Annotated in this window: 16 protein-coding genes; 12 read left to right on the top strand and 4 right to left on the bottom strand. The window is 72.7% G+C overall.

The annotated features are described in order from the left end of the window. Positions 1–50: 50 nt before the first annotated feature. The 4 genes from IE177_RS25005 to IE177_RS25020 all read right to left on the bottom strand — a co-directional run bounded on the left by IE177_RS25005 (position 51) and on the right by IE177_RS25020 (position 5765). Positions 51–2435 (bottom strand): transglutaminase TgpA family protein, encoded by a 2385-nt coding sequence (locus IE177_RS25005; RefSeq protein WP_190017667.1) that lies wholly within the window; start codon positions 2433–2435, stop codon positions 51–53. After that, positions 2432–3793: a DUF58 domain-containing protein gene (locus tag IE177_RS25010; RefSeq protein ID WP_190017668.1), complete on the bottom strand. Its 1362-nt coding sequence runs from the start codon at positions 3791–3793 to the stop codon at positions 2432–2434. The genes IE177_RS25005 and IE177_RS25010 overlap by 4 nt, the downstream gene beginning before the upstream one ends. Beyond that, a complete protein-coding gene (locus IE177_RS25015; protein ID WP_373305169.1) occupies positions 3793–4869 on the bottom strand; it encodes an AAA family ATPase in 1077 nt (358 codons plus the stop codon). The genes IE177_RS25010 and IE177_RS25015 overlap by 1 nt, the downstream gene beginning before the upstream one ends. A gap of 329 nt (positions 4870–5198) precedes the next feature. Beyond that, complete coding sequence (locus IE177_RS25020) at positions 5199–5765, bottom strand: beta-class carbonic anhydrase (RefSeq protein WP_229816260.1); 567 nt, start codon at positions 5763–5765, stop codon at positions 5199–5201. Between the two features lie 367 nt (positions 5766–6132). Between IE177_RS25020 and rsmH the strand changes: the two genes are divergently transcribed. The 12 genes from rsmH (at position 6133) to pgeF (ending at position 20833) form a co-directional block, all read left to right on the top strand. Then, on the top strand, positions 6133–7089 hold the full coding sequence (gene rsmH, locus IE177_RS25025) for a 16S rRNA (cytosine(1402)-N(4))-methyltransferase RsmH (protein ID WP_190017670.1): 957 nt from the start codon (positions 6133–6135) through the stop codon (positions 7087–7089). 42 nt (positions 7090–7131) lie between these two features. Continuing rightward, entirely contained in the window at positions 7132–7689 is a 558-nt protein-coding gene (gene ftsL, locus IE177_RS25030) for a cell division protein FtsL (RefSeq protein WP_190017671.1), read from the top strand. Between the two features lie 5 nt (positions 7690–7694). Next, positions 7695–9659, top strand: a complete 1965-nt coding sequence (locus tag IE177_RS25035; protein ID WP_308431591.1) for a peptidoglycan D,D-transpeptidase FtsI family protein — start codon at positions 7695–7697, stop codon at positions 9657–9659. A gap of 166 nt (positions 9660–9825) precedes the next feature. Beyond that, entirely contained in the window at positions 9826–11346 is a 1521-nt protein-coding gene (locus IE177_RS25040; protein ID WP_190017673.1) for a UDP-N-acetylmuramoyl-L-alanyl-D-glutamate--2,6-diaminopimelate ligase, read from the top strand. A gap of 4 nt (positions 11347–11350) precedes the next feature. Further along, the gene (locus IE177_RS25045) at positions 11351–12766 is read left to right on the top strand and encodes a UDP-N-acetylmuramoyl-tripeptide--D-alanyl-D-alanine ligase (protein ID WP_190017674.1); all 1416 of its coding nucleotides are present in this window, start codon (positions 11351–11353) and stop codon (positions 12764–12766) included. After that, entirely contained in the window at positions 12766–13836 is a 1071-nt protein-coding gene (mraY, locus tag IE177_RS25050; protein WP_030347870.1) for a phospho-N-acetylmuramoyl-pentapeptide-transferase, read from the top strand. Before IE177_RS25045 ends, mraY begins: the two co-directional genes overlap by 1 nt. After that, a complete protein-coding gene (gene murD, locus IE177_RS25055) occupies positions 13818–15236 on the top strand; it encodes a UDP-N-acetylmuramoyl-L-alanine--D-glutamate ligase (protein WP_190017675.1) in 1419 nt (472 codons plus the stop codon). The genes mraY and murD overlap by 19 nt, the downstream gene beginning before the upstream one ends. Positions 15237–15304: 68 nt before the next feature. Further along, positions 15305–16663: a putative lipid II flippase FtsW gene (ftsW, locus tag IE177_RS25060; protein ID WP_190017676.1), complete on the top strand. Its 1359-nt coding sequence runs from the start codon at positions 15305–15307 to the stop codon at positions 16661–16663. A gap of 6 nt (positions 16664–16669) precedes the next feature. Beyond that, positions 16670–17761: an undecaprenyldiphospho-muramoylpentapeptide beta-N-acetylglucosaminyltransferase gene (gene murG, locus IE177_RS25065; protein ID WP_190017677.1), complete on the top strand. Its 1092-nt coding sequence runs from the start codon at positions 16670–16672 to the stop codon at positions 17759–17761. Between the two features lie 64 nt (positions 17762–17825). Continuing rightward, complete coding sequence (locus tag IE177_RS25070; RefSeq protein WP_190017678.1) at positions 17826–18620, top strand: cell division protein FtsQ/DivIB; 795 nt, start codon at positions 17826–17828, stop codon at positions 18618–18620. A gap of 279 nt (positions 18621–18899) precedes the next feature. Then, a complete protein-coding gene (gene ftsZ / locus IE177_RS25075) occupies positions 18900–20108 on the top strand; it encodes a cell division protein FtsZ (RefSeq protein ID WP_190017679.1) in 1209 nt (402 codons plus the stop codon). Next, positions 20105–20833 (top strand): peptidoglycan editing factor PgeF, encoded by a 729-nt coding sequence (pgeF, locus tag IE177_RS25080; RefSeq protein ID WP_190017680.1) that lies wholly within the window; start codon positions 20105–20107, stop codon positions 20831–20833. The genes ftsZ and pgeF overlap by 4 nt, the downstream gene beginning before the upstream one ends. The last annotated feature ends 6 nt before the right edge of the window (positions 20834–20839 follow it).

Here is a 20839-nt window from a genome sequence, read left to right on the forward strand (position 1 = left end):
GACGTACCTGAGGGGTGACCGCCCGCCGGCGGCCACCCCTCAGGCGTGTCTCAGCCCCGCTGTCCCGACGGCCGGCGCAGCGCCGGCCGGGCCGCCGCGACCCGCCTGGTCAGCGCCGACCAGCGGGCCGACACCGCCCACAGCACACGGACGGCCGAGCGGGGCAGGAACAGGGCCCGCAGCCGCGTCCGGGCGCTCGCCGTGCCGCGCAGCGCCGCGATCACCCGGCGCACGTCCGCCGCCGCACCAGCCGCCGGGCTCGGCCGGGGCGCGTAGAGCACCTGTTCCACCGCGTCCGCCACCCGGTGCACCGCGGCCTCGGCCGCCTGGTCCAGCCGGCCGAGCCGGACGACCCGGGCGGCGGCCCGGCGCGGGGTCAGCGAGTCGTCGGGTGCGATGCCGTGGTCCCAGGCGCTGTCGGTCAGCTCCTGCCAGACGGCCAGGGTGTGCGCCGCCGCGTCCTGCGCGGTCCGCCCGTGCGCACCAAGCCGCAGCGAGCGCACCCTGGTCCGCCACAGCAGCGGCGACAGCGGAACGGCCAGCGTCGCGAGGACGGCGAGCCCGGTCAGCAGGTACCACCACGGGCCCGAGCCGCCGCCCCCGCTGTGCGGGGCCACCGCGGCCGAGGGGCTGTCGCAGGCGTCCGGCTTGCGCGGCTCGCCGGTGCAGCTCTCGCTCGGCGAGGCGGCCGCCGAGGGCGCCGAGGACGCGTTCCTGGACGGCAGCGCCGGATCCGGCTGCGAGGTGCCGGGCGTGTCGGGGAGGGTGTACGACGGCGTGGTGCCACGGGTGGGCGTCGGCTCGAAGCGGGTCCAGCCCACGCCCTCGAAGTACAGCTCGGGCCAGGCGTGCGCGTCCCGCTGGCTCACCGCGACCGTGCCGTCGGCCTGCGGGGTTCCGGGCGCGAAGCCGACCGCCACCCGGGCCGGGATGCCGAGCGTGCGGGCCATCGCCGCCATCGTGAACGAGAAGTGGACGCAGAAGCCCTGCTTCTTCTTCAGGAACGTCGCGATGGCGCCGGGGCCCTGGCCGACCTTCACGCTGGTGTCGTACTGGAACCCGCCGTTGACCGCGAAGTAGTCCTGCAGCTCGACGGCCTGCTGGTAGTGGCTCGTGGCCCCCGAGGTGATCCGCCGGGCGGTGCGGGCCACCACGCTCGGCAGCGCGGAGGGCACCTTGGTGTACTCACGCAGCAGGGCCGCCGCCGGCTCCGGCGCGGCGGCCAGCTGCCGCGCGGTCGGCCGCACGGCCAGGCTGGTCACCTGGTAGGTGGCGCCCCGGGTGCTCTGGCCGTGGTCCCCGACGAGCGTCATGCCGATCGGCTCGTACCGCCAGCGGCCGCTGACCTGCACCGAGCTCGGCGGGTAGGGCATCGGCAGCCAGTTCTGGGCGTACCAGTTCGCCGCCGTGACCGTCGTGCGGACCTTCGCGCGCTTGACGTCCGTCCCCAGCCCGGCCGGCGTGGGGAACACCTCCGGGACCCCGACGATGTGCCGCTGGGCCGGTTTCCAGGTGGTGCCGTCGAAGTCGTCGAGCGAGACGATCCGCAGGTACAGGTCCGAGAAGTCGGTCGTGCTGGTCTTCAGGGTCAGCACCTGCCGGTCGTCGTCCGTGTTCAGATCGTCGCGCAGCGACACCAGCGGGTTGACCGCGGAGACCGTGCCCCCGTCGCCGTTCCCCGGACCCACCCCCGCGCCGGCGACGTCCAGCAGTCCGCCCTGCATCGCGGGCAGCGCCAGCGGCACCACCAGAGCGACGCCGAGCGCGACCGCGCCGATCCGGCGTCCGGTGCGCACGGGCGCCCCCGCCGGGGAGTCCACGGCGCCGGGGGAGCCGGGCGCCGCGCCGAAGACCCGGCCCCACTGGGCGAGCCGGTCCCGGCCCTCCGCGAGCAGCAGCATCAGGTAGCCGGCCGCCGCGACCAGGAACCACAGCCAGTCGGCCGCGCCGTCGGACAGCCCCGCGGCCACCGAGTACAGCGCGAGCAGGGGCAGCCCGGCGGGCGCCGCGCTGCGGAAGGTCACCGCGAGCGTGTCGACCAGCAGTCCGATCAGCAGCACACCGCCGATCAGCATCAGCTCGATGCCGTCGGTGAGCGGCGCGGGTATCGCGTACCGGTTGACGTCGTCCGAGCCCTGCTGGAACAGGTCGGCCAGGTACCGGAAGGCGTCCGGGCCGGGGATCACACCGGCGACCGCGTGCTCCCGGGCGAAGACCAGGGTGAGCAGCACCAGGGTGACCAGCGCCTGCGCCGCCACCGTCAGCGGCCTGCCCAGCGGCACCCGCCGGGCCGCCGCGCCCACCCCGGTCTGCACGGCCACGAGCGGCGCCAGGAGCAGCAGCCAGGTCGGCTCCGCCACCAGCGGCAGCAGCGCGCACGACGCCATCAGCGTGGCCGCGGCGGAACACAGGGCCAGTCGTGCCCGTCCGCTCATCCCAGTGCCTCCCCGTTCACCGCGGCCAGACCCGAGCGCTCCCGGTCCGCCTGCCGCCACAGATCGTTCAGCGGTGCGCCGCGCGGCACGCTCAGCGCCGTCCAGCCCGCCTCGCGCAGCATGCGCAGCCGCTCCGCGTGCCGGTCGCCCGGCCGGGGCACGTCGGCCGCCTCCCGCACCCAGGTGTCCGGGTCCAGGACGAAGGCGACGGCACCGCCGCTGCGCCGGCTCATCTTGGCGACCGTCGTGGCCTGCTCCTCGTCCAGGTCGCCGAGGAAGGCGATCAGCAGCCCCTCGTTGCCGCCGCGCAGCACGTCGTAGGCCCGGGACAGGCCGGTGCCGTCGGAGTGGTCGACCACCGCGAGGGTGTCCATCATCAGCCCGGCCGCGTCCGCGGTCTCCTGCCCGGAGCCCGCGAACCCCTCGGCGCCCTCACCGGGCACCGAGCTGCCACCGTCCGTCAGCAGGCGGACCGAGAAGCCGCGTTCGAGCATGTGCACCAGGACCGAGGCGGCGCCCGAGACCGCCCACTCGAACGCCGAGTCGGGTCCCGCGCCCTCGTAGGCGCCGCCCCGGGTGTCCAGCAGCACGGTGCAGCGGGAGCGCCGGGGCTGCTCCTCGCGGCGCACCATCAGCTCGCCGTAGCGCGCGGTGGAGCGCCAGTGCACCCGGCGCAGGTCGTCGCCGTAGCGGTACCCGCGGGGGATCACGTCGTCCTCGCCCGCGAGGGCCAGCGAGCGCCGGCGCCCGTCGCCGTAGCCCTTGGCCTCGCCGCTGAACCGGACCGGTGGCAGCGGCTCCACGCGCGGGATGACGGTCAGCGTGTCGTACGTGGAGAAGGAGCGGGTCAGCTCGCACATCCCGAAGGGGTCCGTGAGCCGCAGCTGCAGCGGGCCCAGCGGGTAACGGCCGCGCAGGTCGGAGCGGACCCGGTAGGACACCTCGCGGCGGCCGCCCGCCTCCACCCGGTCCAGCACGAACCGGGGCCGCGGCCCGAGGACGTAGGGCACCCGGTCCTGCAGCATCAGCAGGCCGGTGGGCAGCCGGGAGACGTTGTCCACGCGCAGGTGCACCCGGGCCTCGCTGCCGGCCGGGACGCGCGCGGGGGCGAGGCGGCGGCTGCCGGCCACCCGGTAGCGCGTGCGGTACAGCACCGTCGAGCAGATCAGCGGCAGCGCGGCCAGCAGCAGACCGACCCGCAGCAGATCGCTCTGCCCCAGGACGTACGCGCACACGGCGGCGGCGATCCCCGCCGCCAGGAAGGACCGGCCGCGGGTGGTGAGCCCCGCGAGGGCCGTGCGGACACCGCCCGCCTCCCCTCGGTCGGCCTCCGCCCCTCCCGTCCCCCCGTCGTTCATCACAGACTCCGGGGGGGCTGCTGGGGATAGGCGGGCACACCCCGGCCGAGCCCCCCGAAGCCGTTCTGCTGCCCGGGTGCCGCCGGCACCGGCGTGTGCTGCAGGATCTCCAGCACCACCTGCTCGGCGGTGCGCCGGTTCAGCTGGGCCTGCGCGGTCGGCAGCAGACGGTGGGCGAGGACGGCGGCGGCCAGGGCCTGGACGTCGTCCGGCAGCGCGTACTCCCGGCCGGCGAGGGCCGCGGACGCCTTCGCCGCGCGCAGCAGGTGCAGCGTCGCGCGCGGCGAGGCGCCGAGTCTGAGGTCGGGGTGGCTGCGCGTGGCCGCGACCAGCTCGACCGCGTAGCGCCGCACCGCCTCGGAGACGTGCACCCCGCGCACCGCCTCGATCAGCTTCACGATCTCGTGCGCGTGCGCCACCGGCCGCAGGTTCTCCAGCGGGCTGGTCCCGCCGTGGATGTCGAGCATCTGCAGCTCGGCCTCGACGCTCGGGTAACCGACGGACACGCGGGCCATGAAACGGTCGCGCTGGGCCTCGGGCAGCGGATAGGTGCCCTCCATCTCGACCGGGTTCTGCGTGGCCACCACCATGAAGGGGCTGGGCAGTTCGTAGGTCTTGCCGTCGATGGTGACCTGCCGCTCCTCCATGGACTCCAGCAGGGCCGACTGGGTCTTGGGCGAGGCGCGGTTGATCTCGTCGCCGATCACGATCTGCGCGAAGATGGCGCCCGGCTTGAACTCGAAGTCCTTGCGCTGCTGGTCCCAGATCGACACGCCGGTGATGTCCGAGGGCAGCAGGTCGGGCGTGAACTGGATGCGCCGCACCGAGCAGTCGATGGACCGCGCCAGCGCCTTGGCCAGCATGGTCTTGCCGACCCCGGGGACGTCCTCGATCAGCAGGTGGCCCTCGGCGAGCAGCACGGTCAGCGCGAGACGGACGACCTCCGGCTTGCCCTCGATCACGCCCTCCACCGAGGCGCGCACCCGCTCCACGGTGGCGGTCAGGTCATCCCCCACCCGCGCATACGCCCGGGCGGGAACACCCCCATGGCTGGCACGATCGTCATAGGTCGTCACCCCGGCCCTCCTCGGCCCGTTCTTCCGGGCCGCCGCTCTGCGTTGCGAAACCGGCCCACCCCAAACACGGACACCACGCGGAATCGGTTCCGCGTGACGTCACACCCCGCATTCTTGCTGCCGTTACCGATTCGTGTCACTCGCCTGCGGACAACTGCCCGCACGATGTCGGTCTTACGGCCGTTTCGACCGCCGATTCGACAACCGTAGGACGAAACGCCCGCAGCCGTACGGTCGCGGCGCCCGCCGCCGTACGGCGAAACGCCCGCGCGGCGCGGGAGTGTCCGCGCCGCGCGGGCAGCGGCCCGGGAGCCGGCCGGCGAGCCGGGTCAGGCGGGGTCGATCTCGCGCAGCCGGCCGGTCCTGACGTCGAAGACGAAACCGCGCACGTCCTCGGTGTGCAGCAGGAACGGCGAGGTGCGCACGCGCGCCATCGACTGCCGCACGTCCTGGTCGACGTCCCGGAAGGCCTCCACGGCCCAGGCGGGGCGCTGGCCGACCTCCAGCTCCAGGTCGTGCCGGAAGTCCTCGGTGATGGACTCCATGCCGCACCCGGTGTGGTGGATCAGCACGACGCTGCGGGTGCCGAGGGCCCGCTGGCTGATGGTCAGGGAGCGGATCACGTCGTCGGTCACCACTCCGCCCGCGTTGCGGATGGTGTGACAGTCGCCGAGCTGAAGGCCGAGGGCCTTGTGCAGGTCGAGGCGGGCGTCCATACAGGCCACGACCGCGACACGGAGCACCGGGCGGGCGTCCATGCCCGGGTCGGTGAACGCGGCGGCGTAGCGCTCATTGGCGTCGACGAGGCGGTCCGTGACGGTGCCGTCCGTTATGGCGCCTTCGGACCCGGCGGGAGCTGCTGCGGAAGTCGTCATACCCAAGACCGTACTGGTCATCCGCGTTCCGGTCCTGCTGTGAGAGCGGACAAAGAACGCCATCGTGGCTTGTTGTGAGCGACTCCACACGGCCGGCGAATGCCCGGGAACCGCTCTGTCGGGCGACGCGCAGGCCGGTTGATTGACCGCGAGACAGGGTGGACTAAAGTGACGCGAAGCGGGAGGCGCGGCTCTCCCTGCTGGTGAAGACCCCGGAGACCCCGGCACCCGCCCGGAACCGTCTCCCCACGTGCGCGGCGCGTACGTACGGCTCGGCCTCCTCCCGCTCCCGGTCGGCTGACGCTTCCGGCGCCGGCGGGCCTCCCCTTCACGGAGCGGGCGGGGACCCGGCGGTGCGTGCGGCCCGCGCCGGAAACGAGAGGCCCCCTTGAGCCACAGTCGACACGTCCCGGTGATGCTCCAGCGGTGCCTGGATCTGCTGGCGCCCGCCCTGGAGCGGCCGGGGGCGGTGGTCGTCGACTGCACCCTCGGTCTCGGCGGCCACAGCGAGGCGCTGCTGAGCCGGTTCCCCGAGGCGCGGCTGATCGCCCTCGACCGGGACAAGGAGGCGCTGCGCCTGTCGGGTGAGCGGCTGGCGCCGTTCGGCGACCGCGCCACCCTCGTGCACGCCGTCTACGACGAGCTGCCCGACGTCCTGCACCGGCTCCGCGTCGCGCGCGTGCAGGGCGTGCTGTTCGACCTCGGCGTCTCCTCCATGCAGCTGGACGAGGCCGATCGCGGCTTCGCCTACGCCCAGGACGCGCCCCTGGACATGCGCATGGACCAGACGGCCGGCATCAGCGCCGCCGAGGTCCTCAACACCTACCCGGCGGGCGAACTGGTGCGCATCCTGCGCGCCTACGGCGAGGAGAAGCAGGCCAAGCGGATCGTGTCCGCGGTCGTCCGCGAGCGGGAGAAGGAGCCGTTCACCAACAGCGCCCGGCTCGTGGAGCTGATCCGCGACGCCCTGCCGCAGGCCGCCAAGCGCACCGGGGGCAATCCGGCCAAGCGAACCTTCCAGGCGCTGCGCATCGAGGTCAACGGCGAACTGTCCGTCCTGGAGCGGGCGATCCCGGCCGCGGTGAAGGCCCTCGACGTCGGCGGGCGCATCGCCGTGCTGTCGTACCACTCGCTCGAAGACCGCCTGGTCAAACAGGTGTTCGCGGCCGGGGCCGCGTCCACCGCGCCGCCCGGGCTGCCGGTCGTGCCCGAGCGCTACCAGCCGCGGCTCAAGCTGCTCACCCGAGGTGCCGAACTTCCCACCGAGGAAGAGGTCGCCGAGAACCGCCGGGCCGCGCCGGCGCGACTGCGGGGTGCCGAGCGCATCAGGGAGGATGCCGAGTGAGCGGGACGGGCCGGTCGGTCGCCCCACCCCACGGGGGGAGCGGTGAGTAGGAAACCCGAGCTGAAGGGGAGGGCGGCCCGGCTCGCGCGGCTCTTCCCGGCCGGCCGCGCCCGGGCGGCCCGCACCCCGTTCGTCCTGCTCGTCGTCCTGCTCCTCGGGGGTGGCCTCATCGGGCTGCTGGTGCTGAACTCCGCGCTCAGCGAAGGCTCGTTCAAACTCGCCGACCTGCGCAAGCGGACGAAGAACCTCACCGACGAGGAGCAGGCTCTTCAGCGCGACATCGACGCCTACTCGGCCCCCGACGCCCTCCAGCGCCGCGCCCGCGAACTCGGCATGGTCCCCGGCGGCGACCCGGCCTTCCTCGGCCCCGACGGCAAGGTCAGGGGCGTCCCCAGCCCCGCCGCCGCCGAACCGGCCGCCCTCACCGACCCCCTGGCCCCGGAGGCGATGACCCCGGCCGTCGGCCCGTCCGCGGACCCCGCACCCACCGCCGCCGCGCCCCAGCCGCAGGACACCCCGGCCGCCTCCGCCCCGGCGACGGTCCAGGACGCGCAGTCCGCCACCCCCCAGCCCGCCTCCACCCCGACCCCCGGCAGGTGACGGAAGTGACCGACAGGGAACCCCCGCGCCGCCGCGTGCCCGGGCCCGCCAAGCCTCCCCGGCCGCGGGGGGCCGTCCGGCGGCAGCCCGGGCCCGGCGCCCGTCCGGCCGGCCGGCCGCGCGGGGCCCGGCCCATGCCCCCGCCGCCGCTCCGGCTGGGCAGCCCCCGGCCCCGGCTGCGCATGGTCAGCCTCGCCCTGACCCTGGTGCTGCTGGCCTTCGTCGTACGGCTGCTCCAGGTCCAGGCGGTCGACGCGAGCGCCTACGCGGCACGGGCCGAGCAGAACCGCTACGTGGTGCACACCCTGGCCGCCGAGCGCGGCGGGATCACCGACCGCAACGGTGTGGCCCTCGCCGTCAGCGAGGACGCGTACGACATCACGGCCGACCCGACGATGTTCAGCGCCAAGGAGCTGAAGATCGACGACGGTCCGGAACAGGCCGCCGCGCTGCTCGCGCCGATCCTCGGCGAGGACCAGGCCACGCTCGTCAAGAAGCTGCGGCCCCGGAACCCGGACTCCCGCTACGCCCGGCTCGCCACCCGGAAGACCCCGCAGGTCTGGAAGCAGATCAAGGACCTCAAGAGCGCGCTCGCCAAGAAGGCCGGGACGGACCGCACCACCGTGAACGTGCTCGGCGGCGTCTTCGCCGACCCGAGCAGCCAGCGGGTGTACCCCAACCGCGACCTCGCCGCCGGGATACTGGGCTGGGTCAACGCCGACGGCCGGGGCGGCGGCGGCATCGAGCAGCAGCTGGACGAGCAGCTCTCCGGCAAGGCCGGCAAGGTCCGCTACGCCCAGTCCGGCGGCCGGGAGGTCCCCACGGCGGGGTCCACCGAGACGCCCGCCGTGCCCGGCTCCGACGTCGAGCTCACCATCGACCGCGACATCCAGTGGGCCGCGCAGAACGCCATCACCGAGCAGGTGAGGAAGTCCAAGGCGGACCGCGGTTACGTCATCGTCCAGGACACCCGCACCGGCCAGATCCTGGCCATGGCCAACTCGCCCGGCTTCGACCCCAATGACCTGTCGGACGCCGACGGCGACGCCATGGGCAACGCCTCCCTCCAGGACGCCTACGAGCCCGGCTCCACGGCGAAGGTGATGTCGATGGCCGCCGTCCTCGAGCGCGGCGCGGCGACCCCGCTCACGCACGTCGTCGTCCCCAACCGGCTGCACCGCGGCGACCGCCTCTTCCAGGACGACATCGACCACGCCACCTGGTACCTCACGCTCAACGGCGTGCTCGCCAAGTCCAGCAACATCGGCACCATCCTGGCCACCGGCGAACTCGGCCGGACGCAGCCCGAGGCGAACAAGGTCCTCTACTCGTACCTGCGCAAGTTCGGCATCGGCGACTACACCGGCCTCGGCTTCCCGGGCGAGACCCGCGGCATCCTCGCACCGCCGCACAAGTGGTCCACCTCGCAGCAGTACACGATCCCTTTCGGCCAGGGGTTCTCCATCAACGCCATGCAGGCCGCCTCCGTGTACTCGACCATCGCCAACGGCGGCGTCCGCGTCGAGCCGTCCCTGGTGCGCGGCACCAAGGGCGCCGACGGGCGCTTCACCCCGGCCCCGAAGCCCAAGCAGACCCGGGTGGTCAGCCCGAAGACCGCCAGGGCCCTCGCCCAGATGCTGGAGTCCGTGGTGGACGACGAGCAGGGCACCGGCATCAAGGCCCGCATCCCGGGGTACCGGGTCGCGGGCAAGACCGGCACGGCGAACCGCGTGGATCCGGCCACCGGCAGGTACCGCGGCTACACCTCTTCGTTCGCCGGATTCGCACCCGCGGACAACCCGCGCGTCACCGTCTACTGCGCCATCCAGAACGCCACCGAGGGCAGCTACTTCGGCGGCCAGATCTGTGGCCCCATCTACAAGCAGGTGATGGAGTTCGCCCTGAAGACCCTCCAGGTCCCCCCGACCGGGGCGAGGGCCGCGAACCTGCCCGTCGACTACAAGCCCTGATCAGCACCTCGGAAACACCAGGAACGAACTCGTGACAACGATCACCCCCGACCCCGGGAACCAAGGCGCCCCCAGGGCCTCACTTCGCTCCGGAGCGGGTGCGCCCGGTACGCTCACCGCCGTGCCACACGCTGATCAGTCCCAAACCACCCAGAAGGGCGCTTCCGTGACATATCCGGGACCGCCGCGACCGGTTCAGGTCTCCGCCACGCCCCTCGCGGAACTGGCCGATCAGCTGGGTACCGCCGCTCCGGCCGGCTCCGCCGCGGTCACGGGGATCACCCACGACTCGCGCGCCGTCCGCCCCGGCGACCTGTACGCCGCCCTCCCGGGCGCCCGCCTGCACGGCGCCGACTTCGTCACCCAGGCCGCCGGCCTGGGAGCGGCCGCCGTGCTCACCGACCCGTCCGGTGCCGACCGCGCCGCCGCGACCGGGCTGCCCGTGCTGGTCGTCGACGACCCGCGCGCGCGGATGGGCGCACTGGCGACGACGATCTACGGCCACCCGGGCCGCGATCTGCTCCAGATCGGCATCACGGGCACCTCGGGCAAGACGACGACCGCCTACCTGGTCGAGGGCGGCCTGAAGACCACCCGCACCACGGGACTCATCGGCACCGTCGAGATGCGCGTCGGCGAGGAGCGCATCAAGTCCGAGCGCACCACCCCGGAGGCCACCGACCTGCAGGCCCTGTTCGCCGTCATGCGCGAACGCGGTGTCGAGGCCGTCGCCATGGAGGTCTCCAGCCACGCCCTGGTCCTCGGCCGGGTCGACGGCTGCGTCTTCGACATCGCCGTCTTCACCAACCTCAGCCCGGAGCACATGGAGTTCCACTCCGACATGGAGGACTACTTCCGGGCCAAGGCGCAGCTGTTCACGCCGGAGCGCAGCAGGCTCGGCGTCGTCAACGCCGACGACGAGTACGGCCGCCGGCTCGCCACCGAGGCGACCGTCCCGGTCGTCACGTTCTCCGCCGAGGGCCACCCGGACGCCGACTGGCGCGCCGAGGACGTCCAGGTCGGCCCGATGGACTCGACGTTCACCGTCCACGGCCCGAACGGTGAACGCCTGCACGCCAAGTCGCCGCTGCCGGGTCCCTTCAACGTGGCGAACACGCTCGCCGCCGTCGTCGCCCTCGCCGTGGCCGGCCTCGACCCGCAGGCCGCCGCCGACGGCATCGCGGCCGTGCCGGGCGTCCCGGGCCGCCTGGAGCGCGTGGACGCCGGGCAGCCCTACCTCGCAGTCGTCGACTACGCCCACAAGACCGACGCGGTCGAGTCGGTGCTCAAGGCCCTGCGCAAGGTCACCAAGGGCCGTGTGCACGTCGTCCTGGGCTGCGGCGGCGACCGTGACCGGACCAAGCGCGCCCCGATGGGCGCCGCCGTGGCCCGGCTCGCCGACACGGCCGTACTGACCTCCGACAATCCCCGCTCCGAGGACCCCCTGGCGATCCTCGCGACCATGCTCCAGGGCGCGGCCTCCGTGCCCGCCCACGAGCGGGGCGAGGTGCTCCTGTTCGAGGACCGGGCCGCCGCGATCGCCGCCGCGGTGGGCCGCGCCGCTCCCGGCGACACCGTGCTGGTCGCGGGCAAGGGGCACGAGCAGGGCCAGGACATCGCCGGCGTGGTCCGTCCCTTCGACGACCGCCAGGTGCTTCGCGAAGCTATCCAGAAGACTCAGGGATGAACTTGTGATCGCCCTCTCCCTCGCCGAGATCGCAGCAGTCGTCGGCGGGCAGACGCACGACATACCGGACCCTTCCGTGCAGGTGACCGGACCGGTCGTCCGGGACTCCCGCGAGGCGGGGCCCGGCAGCCTGTTCGCCGCGTTCGTCGGTGAACGCGTGGACGGCCACGACTACGCCGCACAGGTCGTCGAGGCGGGAGCGGTCGCCGTACTGGCCTCCCGGCCGGTCGGCGTGCCCGCGATCGTGGTCGAGGACGTCCAGAGCGCTCTGGGCGCCCTCGCCCGGCACGTCGTACGCCGGCTCGGCGCGACCCTCGTCGCCCTGACCGGCTCCGCGGGCAAGACCAGCACCAAGGACCTGATCGCCCAGGTGCTCCGGCGCAAGGCGCCCACGGTGTTCACGCCGGGCTCGCTCAACAACGAGATCGGGCTGCCGCTGACGGCCCTGTCCGCCACCGAGGAGACGAAGTTCCTCGTGCTGGAGATGGGCGCCCGCGGCATCGGCCACATCCGCTACCTCGCCGAGCTGACCCCGCCGAGGATCGGCCTGGTGCTCAACGTCGGCACCGCCCACATCGGCGAGTTCGGCGGCCGCGAGCAGATCGCCCAGGCGAAGGGGGAACTGGTCGAGGCACTGCCCTCCGCCGAGGACGGCGGCGCCGCCGTGCTGAACGCCGACGACCCGTTGGTACGGGCCATGGCCTCCCGTACCAAGGCGAAGGTGGTCCTTTTCGGAGAGTCGGCCGAAGCGGACGTACGGGCCGAGAACGTACGACTCACGGACAGCGGACAGCCCGCCTTCAGGCTTCACACACCCTCCGGTGCATGCGATGTGACCATGCGCCTGTACGGTGAGCACCACGTGTCGAACGCGCTCGCCGCGGCCGCCGTCGCCCATGAGCTGGGCATGTCCGCGGAAGAGATCGCCCTGGCGCTCTCCGAGGCGGGCTCCCTCTCCCGCTGGCGCATGGAGGTCACCGAGCGCCCGGACGGCGTGACCATCGTCAACGACGCCTACAACGCCAACCCCGAGTCCATGCGGGCCGCCCTCAGGGCGCTCGCGGCCATGGGCCAGGGGCGCCGCACGTGGGCGGTGCTCGGCAAGATGGCCGAGTTGGGGGACGAGGCGCTCGCCGAGCACGACGCCGTCGGACGGCTCGCCGTCCGGCTCAACGTCAGCAAGCTCGTCGCCGTCGGGGGGGTTGAGGCCTCCTGGCTGCAACTGGGCGCATATAACGAGGGTTCGTGGGGTGAGGAGTCGGTGCACGTGTCCGACGCACAGGCGGCGGTCGACCTGTTGCGCAGCGAGTTGCGCCCGGGGGACGTCGTGCTCGTGAAGGCGTCCCGTTCGGTGGGGCTGGAGAGCGTTGCCCAGGCGCTCCTCGAGGCCGGTGCCGAGGGCGGGGTCGATGCCCGATGATGAAGCAGATCCTGTTCTCGGGTGTCATCGGCCTCTTCCTGACGCTGGTCGGCACCCCGCTGCTGATCAAGCTCCTGGCCCGCAAGGGCTACGGCCAGTACATCCGTGACGACGGCCCGCGCGAGCACGCCAGCAAGCGCGGCACGCCGACCATGGGCGGCATCGCCTTCATCCTGGCGACGATCGCGGCGTACTTCCTGAGCAAGCTCATCACCGGCTACCCGCCCACCTACTCCGGTCTGCTGGTGCTGGGCCTGATGTTCGGCATGGGCCTGGTGGGCTTCCTCGACGACTACATCAAGATCGTCAAGCGGCGTTCGCTGGGCCTGCGGGCCAAGGCGAAGATGGCCGGCCAGCTGATCGTCGGCATCGCGTTCGCGGTGCTGTCCCTGCAGTTCTCCGACGCGCGCGGCAACACCCCGGCGTCCACGAAGCTGTCGTTCATCACCGACTTCGGCTGGTCGATCGGCCCGGTGCTGTTCGTCGTCTGGGCGCTGTTCATGATCCTCGCCATGTCGAACGGCGTGAACCTCACCGACGGCCTGGACGGCCTCGCCACCGGCGCCTCCGTGCTCGTCTTCGGCGCCTACACGTTCATCGGCGTCTGGCAGTTCCAGGAGTCCTGCGCCAACGCGGGCACCCTGACCAACCCGGGCGCCTGCTACGAGGTGCGCGACCCGCTCGACCTCGCGGTCGTCGCATCCGCGCTGATGGGCGCGTGCCTCGGCTTCCTGTGGTGGAACACCTCGCCCGCCAAGATCTTCATGGGCGACACCGGTTCGCTCGCCCTCGGCGGCGTCCTCACCGGCCTGGCCATCCTCTCCCGCACGGAGCTGCTGGTGGCCATCATGGGCGGCCTGTTCGTCCTCATCACCATGTCGGTCGTCATCCAGGTCGGTTCGTTCCGGCTCACCGGCAAGCGCGTCTTCCGGATGGCGCCGCTCCAGCACCACTTCGAACTCAAGGGCTGGTCCGAAGTCCTGGTGGTGGTCCGCTTCTGGATCATCCAGGGCATCTGTGTGATCGTCGGACTGGGCCTCTTCTACGCGGGATGGGCAGCGGACAAGTGACCGACTGGCAGGGGAAGAACGTCACCGTCGCCGGGCTCGGCGTCTCCGGGATCCCGGCCGCCAAGGTCCTGCACGGCCTCGGCGCGAAGGTCACCGTCGTCAACGACGGCGACGACGAGCGGGCCCGGACGCAGGCGGCCGAGCTGGAGGCCCTGGGCGTCACCGTGCGCCTCGGTGACGGCGACTCCCTGCCCGAGGGCACCGAGCTGATCGTCACCACGCCCGGCTGGAAGCCGGACAAGCCGCTGTTCCTGGCGGCCGGACGGGCGGGCGTGCCCGTCTGGGGCGACGTGGAACTGGCGTGGCGCCTGCGGGGCCCCGACGCGGCGCCCTGGCTGGCCGTCACCGGCACCAACGGCAAGACGACCACCGTGCAGATGCTCGCCTCCATCCTGAGGGCGGCGGGCCTGCGCACGGCCGCCGTCGGCAACATCGGCGTCTCGCTGCTGGACGTCGTCCTCGGCGAGGAGCGGTACGACGTCCTCGCCGTCGAGCTCTCCAGCTACCAGCTCCACTGGGCGCCCTCGCTGCGCGCCCACTCCGCCACCGTCCTCAACCTCGCGCCCGACCACCTGGACTGGCACGGCTCCATGGAGGCGTACGCCGCCGACAAGGGCCGGATCTACCACGGCAACCGGGTCGCCTGCGTGTACAACGTGGCCGACAAGCTCACCGAGGACCTGGTGCGCGAGGCGGACGTGGAAGAGGGCTGCCGCGCCGTCGGGTTCACCCTCGGCACCCCCGCGCCCTCCCAACTCGGAGTCGTGGAGGGCATCCTGGTCGACCGCGCCTTCGTGGCGGACCGGCACAGGAACGCGCAGGAGCTGGCCGAGGTCTCCGACGTCAACCCGCCCGCCCCGCACAACGTCGCCAACGCCCTCGCCGCGGCGGGCCTCGCGCGCGCCTTCGGGGTGCCCGCCACCGCCGTGCGTGACGGCCTGCGGGCCTTCCGCCCCGACGCGCACCGCATCGCGCACGTGGCCGACATCGACGGGGTGGCGTACGTCGACGACTCCAAGGCGACCAACACCCATGCCGCGGAAGCGTCGTTGGCGGCATATGAACCGATCGTATGGATTGCGGGCGGTCTGGCGAAGGGCGCGACCTTCGACGAACTGGTCGCCAGGTCGGCGAAGCGGCTTCGCGGTGCCGTCCTGATCGGCGCCGACCGGGCGCTGATCCGCGAGGCCCTCGCGCGACACGCCCCGGAAGTACCCGTGGTCGACCTCGACCGGACCGACACTGGGGCGATGCTCCAGGCGGTGACGGAAGCGAAGCGGCTGGCTCGGCCCGGCGACACCGTGCTGCTGGCCCCGGCCTGTGCCTCCATGGACATGTTCACCAACTACAACCAGCGCGGTGACGCGTTCGCGGCGGCGGTCCGCGAACTCGGAGCCTGACCCCGGCCGCCTGCCGGGCGGATCTAGGGAGGGACGCGTGGGACGGCCGACGTTCAGTGGAGGCGCCGATGCCCGGTAGCCGTACCGGCCGGCCGCCCGCGCGGCGGGCGCCCGGCCGTCCCGCCGCCCGCCCGCCGCGCGACAACCCCGTCCAGCGGCTCTACGCGCGCGCCCGCAAGGCCTGGGACCGGCCGCTGACCGCCTACTACCTGATCCTCGGCGGCAGCGTGCTGATCACCGTCCTCGGCCTGGTGATGGTCTACTCGGCCTCCCAGATCACCGCGCTGCAACTCTCGCTGCCCGGGTCCTACTTCTTCCGCAAGCAGTTCCTCGCCGCGGTCATCGGCGGCGTGCTGCTGTTCGTCGCCTCCCGCATGCCGGTGAAGCTGCACCGGGCGCTGGCCTACCCCATCCTCGCCGGCGCCGTCTTCCTGATGGTCCTGGTGCAGGTGCCCGGGATAGGGATGGCGGTCAACGGCAACCAGAACTGGATCTCCCTCGGCGGCTCCTTCCAGATCCAGCCCAGCGAGTTCGGCAAGCTCGCCCTGGTGCTCTGGGGCGCGGACCTGATCGCCCGCAAGCAGGAGCGCAAGCTGCTGACCCAGTGGAAGCACATGCTGGTGCCGCTGGTCCCGGTCGCCTTCCTGCTGCTCGGGCTGATCATGCTCGGCGGCGACATGGGTACCGCGATCATCCTCACGGCGATCCTGTTCGGCCTGCTGTGGCTCGCGGGCGCGCCGACCCGGCTGTTCGCCGGCGTGCTGTCGGTCGCCGGGCTGATCGGTCTGGTCCTCATCAAGACCAGCCCCAACCGGATGGCGCGGCTCGCCTGCATCGGCGCCACCGAGCCCAAGTCCGGGGTCGCCGACTGCTGGCAGGCCGTGCACGGGATCTACGCCCTGGCCTCCGGTGGAATCTTCGGTTCCGGCCTGGGGGCGAGTGTGGAGAAATGGGGACAACTCCCCGAGGCGCACACCGACTTCATCTTCGCCGTCACCGGCGAGGAGCTGGGTCTGGCGGGGACGCTGTCGGTGCTCGCCCTGTTCGCGGCTCTAGGCTATGCGGGTATCCGCGTGGCCGGACGCACGGAGGACCCCTTCGTGAGGTACGCCGCGGGAGGCGTGACGACCTGGATCACCGCCCAGGCGGTGATCAACATCGGTGCGGTGCTCGGCCTGCTGCCGATCGCCGGTGTCCCCCTCCCGCTGTTCTCCTACGGAGGGTCCGCCCTGCTGCCGACCATGTTCGCCATCGGGCTGCTGATCGCCTTCGCACGTGACGAGCCCGCTGTGCGGGCGGCGCTTGCGATGCGGCAACCCCGCTTTGGTAGAAAGCGGGCGGGAGGCTCCGGCGGTCAGCGGGGGCCTCGGAGATGGAACACGATGCGACGGCGTGCCTCGGCGGCGCGCTCGTCCGGAGAGCGGTGAATTTCGGTGCATGTCGTACTCGCCGGTGGGGGGACCGCCGGCCACATCGAGCCCGCGCTCGCCCTCGCGGACGCCCTGCGCAGGCAGGACCCGACCGTGGGGATCACGGCCCTGGGCACGGAGCGCGGCCTGGAGACCCGGCTCGTCCCGGAACGCGGCTACGAGCTGGCGCTGATCCCGGCGGTACCGCTGCCGCGCAAGCCCACGCCCGAGCTGATCACCGTCCCGGGCCGGCTGCGCGGCACGATCAAGGCCGCCGAGCAGATCCTGGAGCGCACCAAGGCGGACGCCGTGGTCGGCTTCGGCGGTTACGTCGCCCTGCCCGGCTACCTGGCCGCCAAGCGCCTCGGTGTGCCCATCGTGATCCACGAGGCCAACGCCCGCCCGGGTCTCGCCAACAAGATCGGCTCGCGGTACGCGGCCCGGGTCGCCGTCTCCACCCCGGACAGCAAGCTGCGCGACGCCCGCTACATCGGCATCCCGCTGCGCCGCTCCATCGCCACCCTGGACCGCGCCGCCGCCCGCCCGGAGGCACGCGCCCGCTTCGGCCTCGACCCGAACCTGCCCACGCTGCTCGTCTCCGGCGGCTCCCAGGGCGCCCGGCGCCTGAACGAGGTGGTCCAGCAGGTCGCGCCGTGGCTGCAGCAGGCCGGCATCCAGATCCTGCACGCGGTCGGCCCGAAGAACGAGCTGCCGCAGGTGCACCAGATGCCGGGGATGCCCCCCTACATCCCGGTGAGTTACCTGGACCGGATGGATCTCGCCTACGCCGCGGCCGACATGATGCTCTGCCGCGCCGGCGCGATGACCGTCGCCGAGCTCTCCGCCGTCGGACTCCCGGCCGCCTACGTCCCGCTGCCCATCGGCAACGGCGAACAGCGGCTGAACGCCCAGCCGGTGGTCAAGGCCGGCGGCGGCCTCCTGGTCGACGACGCGGATCTCACGCCCGAGTGGGTGCAGCAGCACGTCCTGCCCGTGCTCGCCGACCCGCACCGGCTGTACGAGATGTCCCGCGCGGCAAGCGAGTTCGGCCGCCGGGACGCCGACGACCTGCTCGTCGGCATGGTGTACGAGGCGATCGCCTCCCGCCGCCGCTAGCATCGGCGGGTGAGCCCGGGGGTCTGAGCGCCCCCAGGTGGACCGAGCCTCGAAAGGAACGCGGGTGGCCGGACCGACTACCGCCGAGCGCGGTGAACGCCAGCAGGGGTCGTCCGGCCCGCCGCTCGTCCGCAGGCTCCTCGGACGGCGTCTTCGTACGATCGTCGTTTCGGCGACCCTGCTCGTGCTCCTCGGGGCCGGTTCCGTCTGGGTGTTGTACGGCTCCCACTGGCTGCGCGTCGACCACGTCTCGGTGTCCGGCACCCGCGTGCTGACCCCCGCGGAGGTGCGCGCGGCGGCGGCTGTGCCCGTGGGGGACCCGATGGTTTCCGTCGACACCGACGCCGTCGAGGCCCGGCTCCGCCGCAAACTGGCCCGGATCGACACCGTCGACGTGGTCCGTGCCTGGCCGCACGGAATCGGCCTGAAAGTGGTCGAGCGGACTCCGGTTCTCCTGGTCCGGAAAGACGGGGACTTCGTCGAAGTCGACGACGAAGGCGTCCGTTTCGCCACGGTTCCCCAAGCGGTGAAAGGCGTTCCGCTGCTGGAGCTGTCCGCCTCCCGCACGGGTCCGGGGGCGGCCGGCCTCCGGCGCTTCGGCACGGGCCGGCTGGTGCGAGAGGCGGTCAGGGTCGCCGGTGACCTGCCGTCCGCCGTCGCCGACGACACGCGGGCCGTCCGGGTCCGCTCCTTCGACGCCATCTCGCTGGAGTTGGGCGACGGCCGTACGGTCACGTGGGGGAGCGGCGAGAACGGCCGCGCCAAGGCGCGGACCCTCACCGCACTCATGAAAGCAGCTCCCGGGGCGCGGCACTTCGACGTCAGCGTGCCCACCGCCCCTGTGTCAGCGGGAAGTTGACGCACATCTGCGCAGGCCAGCACCCTGGTTGGGCACCGCTATGGCTGATCACATAGGGTGAAAAGAAAAACGGGAGGTTCGGCGTGTTCGTTGAACGGGCGCCACTTGTCGACTTAGTGTCCTGTTCAGAAGACTCCAGGGAACAGACACACTGGTAACCCTAAACTTCAGGGTTAGGGTTCGGGTCGGCGCTACGGACCGTCCCATTCGGCATCTGCCGTCCCGGTGCGGGGTACCGCACGGTGACGGCAACGTAATTCGAGGCGAGAGGCCTTCGACGTGGCAGCACCGCAGAACTACCTCGCAGTCATCAAGGTCATCGGTGTCGGCGGCGGTGGTGTCAATGCCATCAACCGGATGATCGAGGTCGGTCTCAAGGGTGTCGAGTTCATCGCCATCAACACCGACGCACAGGCGCTGTTGATGAGCGACGCCGACGTCAAACTCGACGTCGGCCGCGAACTCACCCGTGGACTCGGCGCCGGCGCCAACCCGGCCGTCGGCCGCAAGGCGGCCGAGGACCACCGCGAGGAGATCGAGGAGGTCCTCAAGGGGGCCGACATGGTCTTCGTGACGGCCGGAGAAGGCGGCGGCACCGGCACCGGCGGCGCACCCGTCGTGGCCAACATCGCGCGTTCGCTCGGCGCCCTCACCATCGGTGTGGTCACGCGCCCGTTCACCTTCGAGGGACGGCGCCGCGCCAACCAGGCCGAGGACGGCATCGCCGAACTGCGCGAAGAGGTCGACACCCTCATCGTCATCCCCAACGACCGGCTGCTGTCCATCTCGGACCGCCAGGTCTCGGTCCTGGACGCCTTCAAGTCCGCCGACCAGGTCCTGCTCTCCGGTGTCCAGGGCATCACCGACCTCATCACCACCCCCGGTCTGATCAACCTGGACTTCGCCGACGTCAAGTCGGTCATGTCCGAGGCCGGTTCGGCCCTGATGGGCATCGGCTCGGCCCGCGGCGACGACCGCGCGGTGGCCGCGGCCGAGATGGCGATCTCCTCGCCGCTGCTGGAGGCGTCCATCGACGGCGCCCGCGGCGTGCTGCTCTCCATCTCCGGTGGCTCCGACCTCGGTCTGTTCGAGATCAACGAGGCCGCCCAGCTGGTCAGCGAGGCCGCCCACCCCGAGGCCAACATCATCTTCGGCGCGGTCATCGACGACGCCCTCGGCGACGAGGTCCGGGTCACCGTGATCGCGGCCGGCTTCGACGGCGGCCAGCCGCCGGCCCGCCGGGAGAACGTCATCGGCTCCACCTCCGCGCCGGCCCCGAGCCGCCGCGAGGAGCCCGCCCCGGCCCGCCCGGCCGAGCCCAGCCGGCCGTCCTTCGGCTCGCTCGGCAGCGTGAAGCCGAAGGAGGAGCCGGAGCCGGCGCCCGAGCCGGTGGCCGAGATCCCGGTCGCCCCGCCGGTCACGCCGGCGCCCCGCACCTACGCGGACAGCGGGGCCGAGGAACTGGACGTCCCGGACTTCCTCAAGTGATAGGACAGCGCGAGAGCGTGAGCGGCGCGCACTTCGCCTTCACCGACCGGTGGGGCGGGGTGAGCGCCGCTCCGTATGAGGAGCTCAACCTCGGCGGCGCGGTCGGCGACACGCCCGAGGCGGTGCGCGGCAACCGGGAACTGGCGGCGAAGTCGCTGAGCCTGGACCCCGGCCGGGTCGTCTGGATGAACCAGGTGCACGGCGCCGGCGTCGCCGTGGTCGACGAGCCGTGGGGGGATCGCCCGGTACCGGAGGTGGACGCGATCGTCACCACCCGCCGCGGACTCGCCCTCGCCGTCCTCACGGCCGACTGCGTCCCCGTCCTGCTGGCCGACCCCGTCGCCGGGGTCGCCGCCGCGGCCCACGCGGGCCGGCCCGGCATGGTGGCGGGGGTCGTCCCCGCCGCCGTACGGGCCATGGCCGAACTGGGCGCCGAGCCGGACCGGATCGTCGCCCGCACCGGCCCGGCCGTGTGCGGCCGGTGCTACGAGGTGCCGGAGCCGATGCGCGCCGAGGTGGCCGCCGTCGAACCGGCGGCGCACGCCGTGACCGGCTGGGGCACACCGGCGGTCGACGTGAGCGCCGGCGTGCACGCGCAGCTCGACCGGCTCGGGGTGTGCGACCGGGCGCAGTCGCCGGTGTGCACGCTGGAGTCGGGCGACCACTTCTCCTACCGCCGCGACCGCACCACCGGGCGGCTCGCGGGCTATGTCTGGCTGGACTGATGGGGC

This window comes from Streptomyces lucensis JCM 4490 (assembly GCF_014650035.1).
Taxonomy (GTDB): domain Bacteria; phylum Actinomycetota; class Actinomycetes; order Streptomycetales; family Streptomycetaceae; genus Streptomyces; species Streptomyces lucensis.

Excerpts from the sequence above, each read along its gene's own strand:
- IE177_RS25020 (WP_229816260.1), bottom strand. The coding sequence starts at position 5,765 with ATGACCAGTACGGTCTTGGGTATGACGACTTCCGCAGCAGCTCCCGCC.
- IE177_RS25005 (WP_190017667.1), bottom strand. The coding sequence starts at position 2,435 with ATGAGCGGACGGGCACGACTGGCCCTGTGTTCCGCCGCGGCCACGCTG.
- IE177_RS25010 (WP_190017668.1), bottom strand. The coding sequence starts at position 3,793 with ATGAACGACGGGGGGACGGGAGGGGCGGAGGCCGACCGAGGGGAGGCG.
- mraY (WP_030347870.1), top strand. The coding sequence starts at position 12,766 with ATGAAGCAGATCCTGTTCTCGGGTGTCATCGGCCTCTTCCTGACGCTG.
- murD (WP_190017675.1), top strand. The coding sequence starts at position 13,818 with ATGGGCAGCGGACAAGTGACCGACTGGCAGGGGAAGAACGTCACCGTC.
- ftsW (WP_190017676.1), top strand. The coding sequence starts at position 15,305 with ATGCCCGGTAGCCGTACCGGCCGGCCGCCCGCGCGGCGGGCGCCCGGC.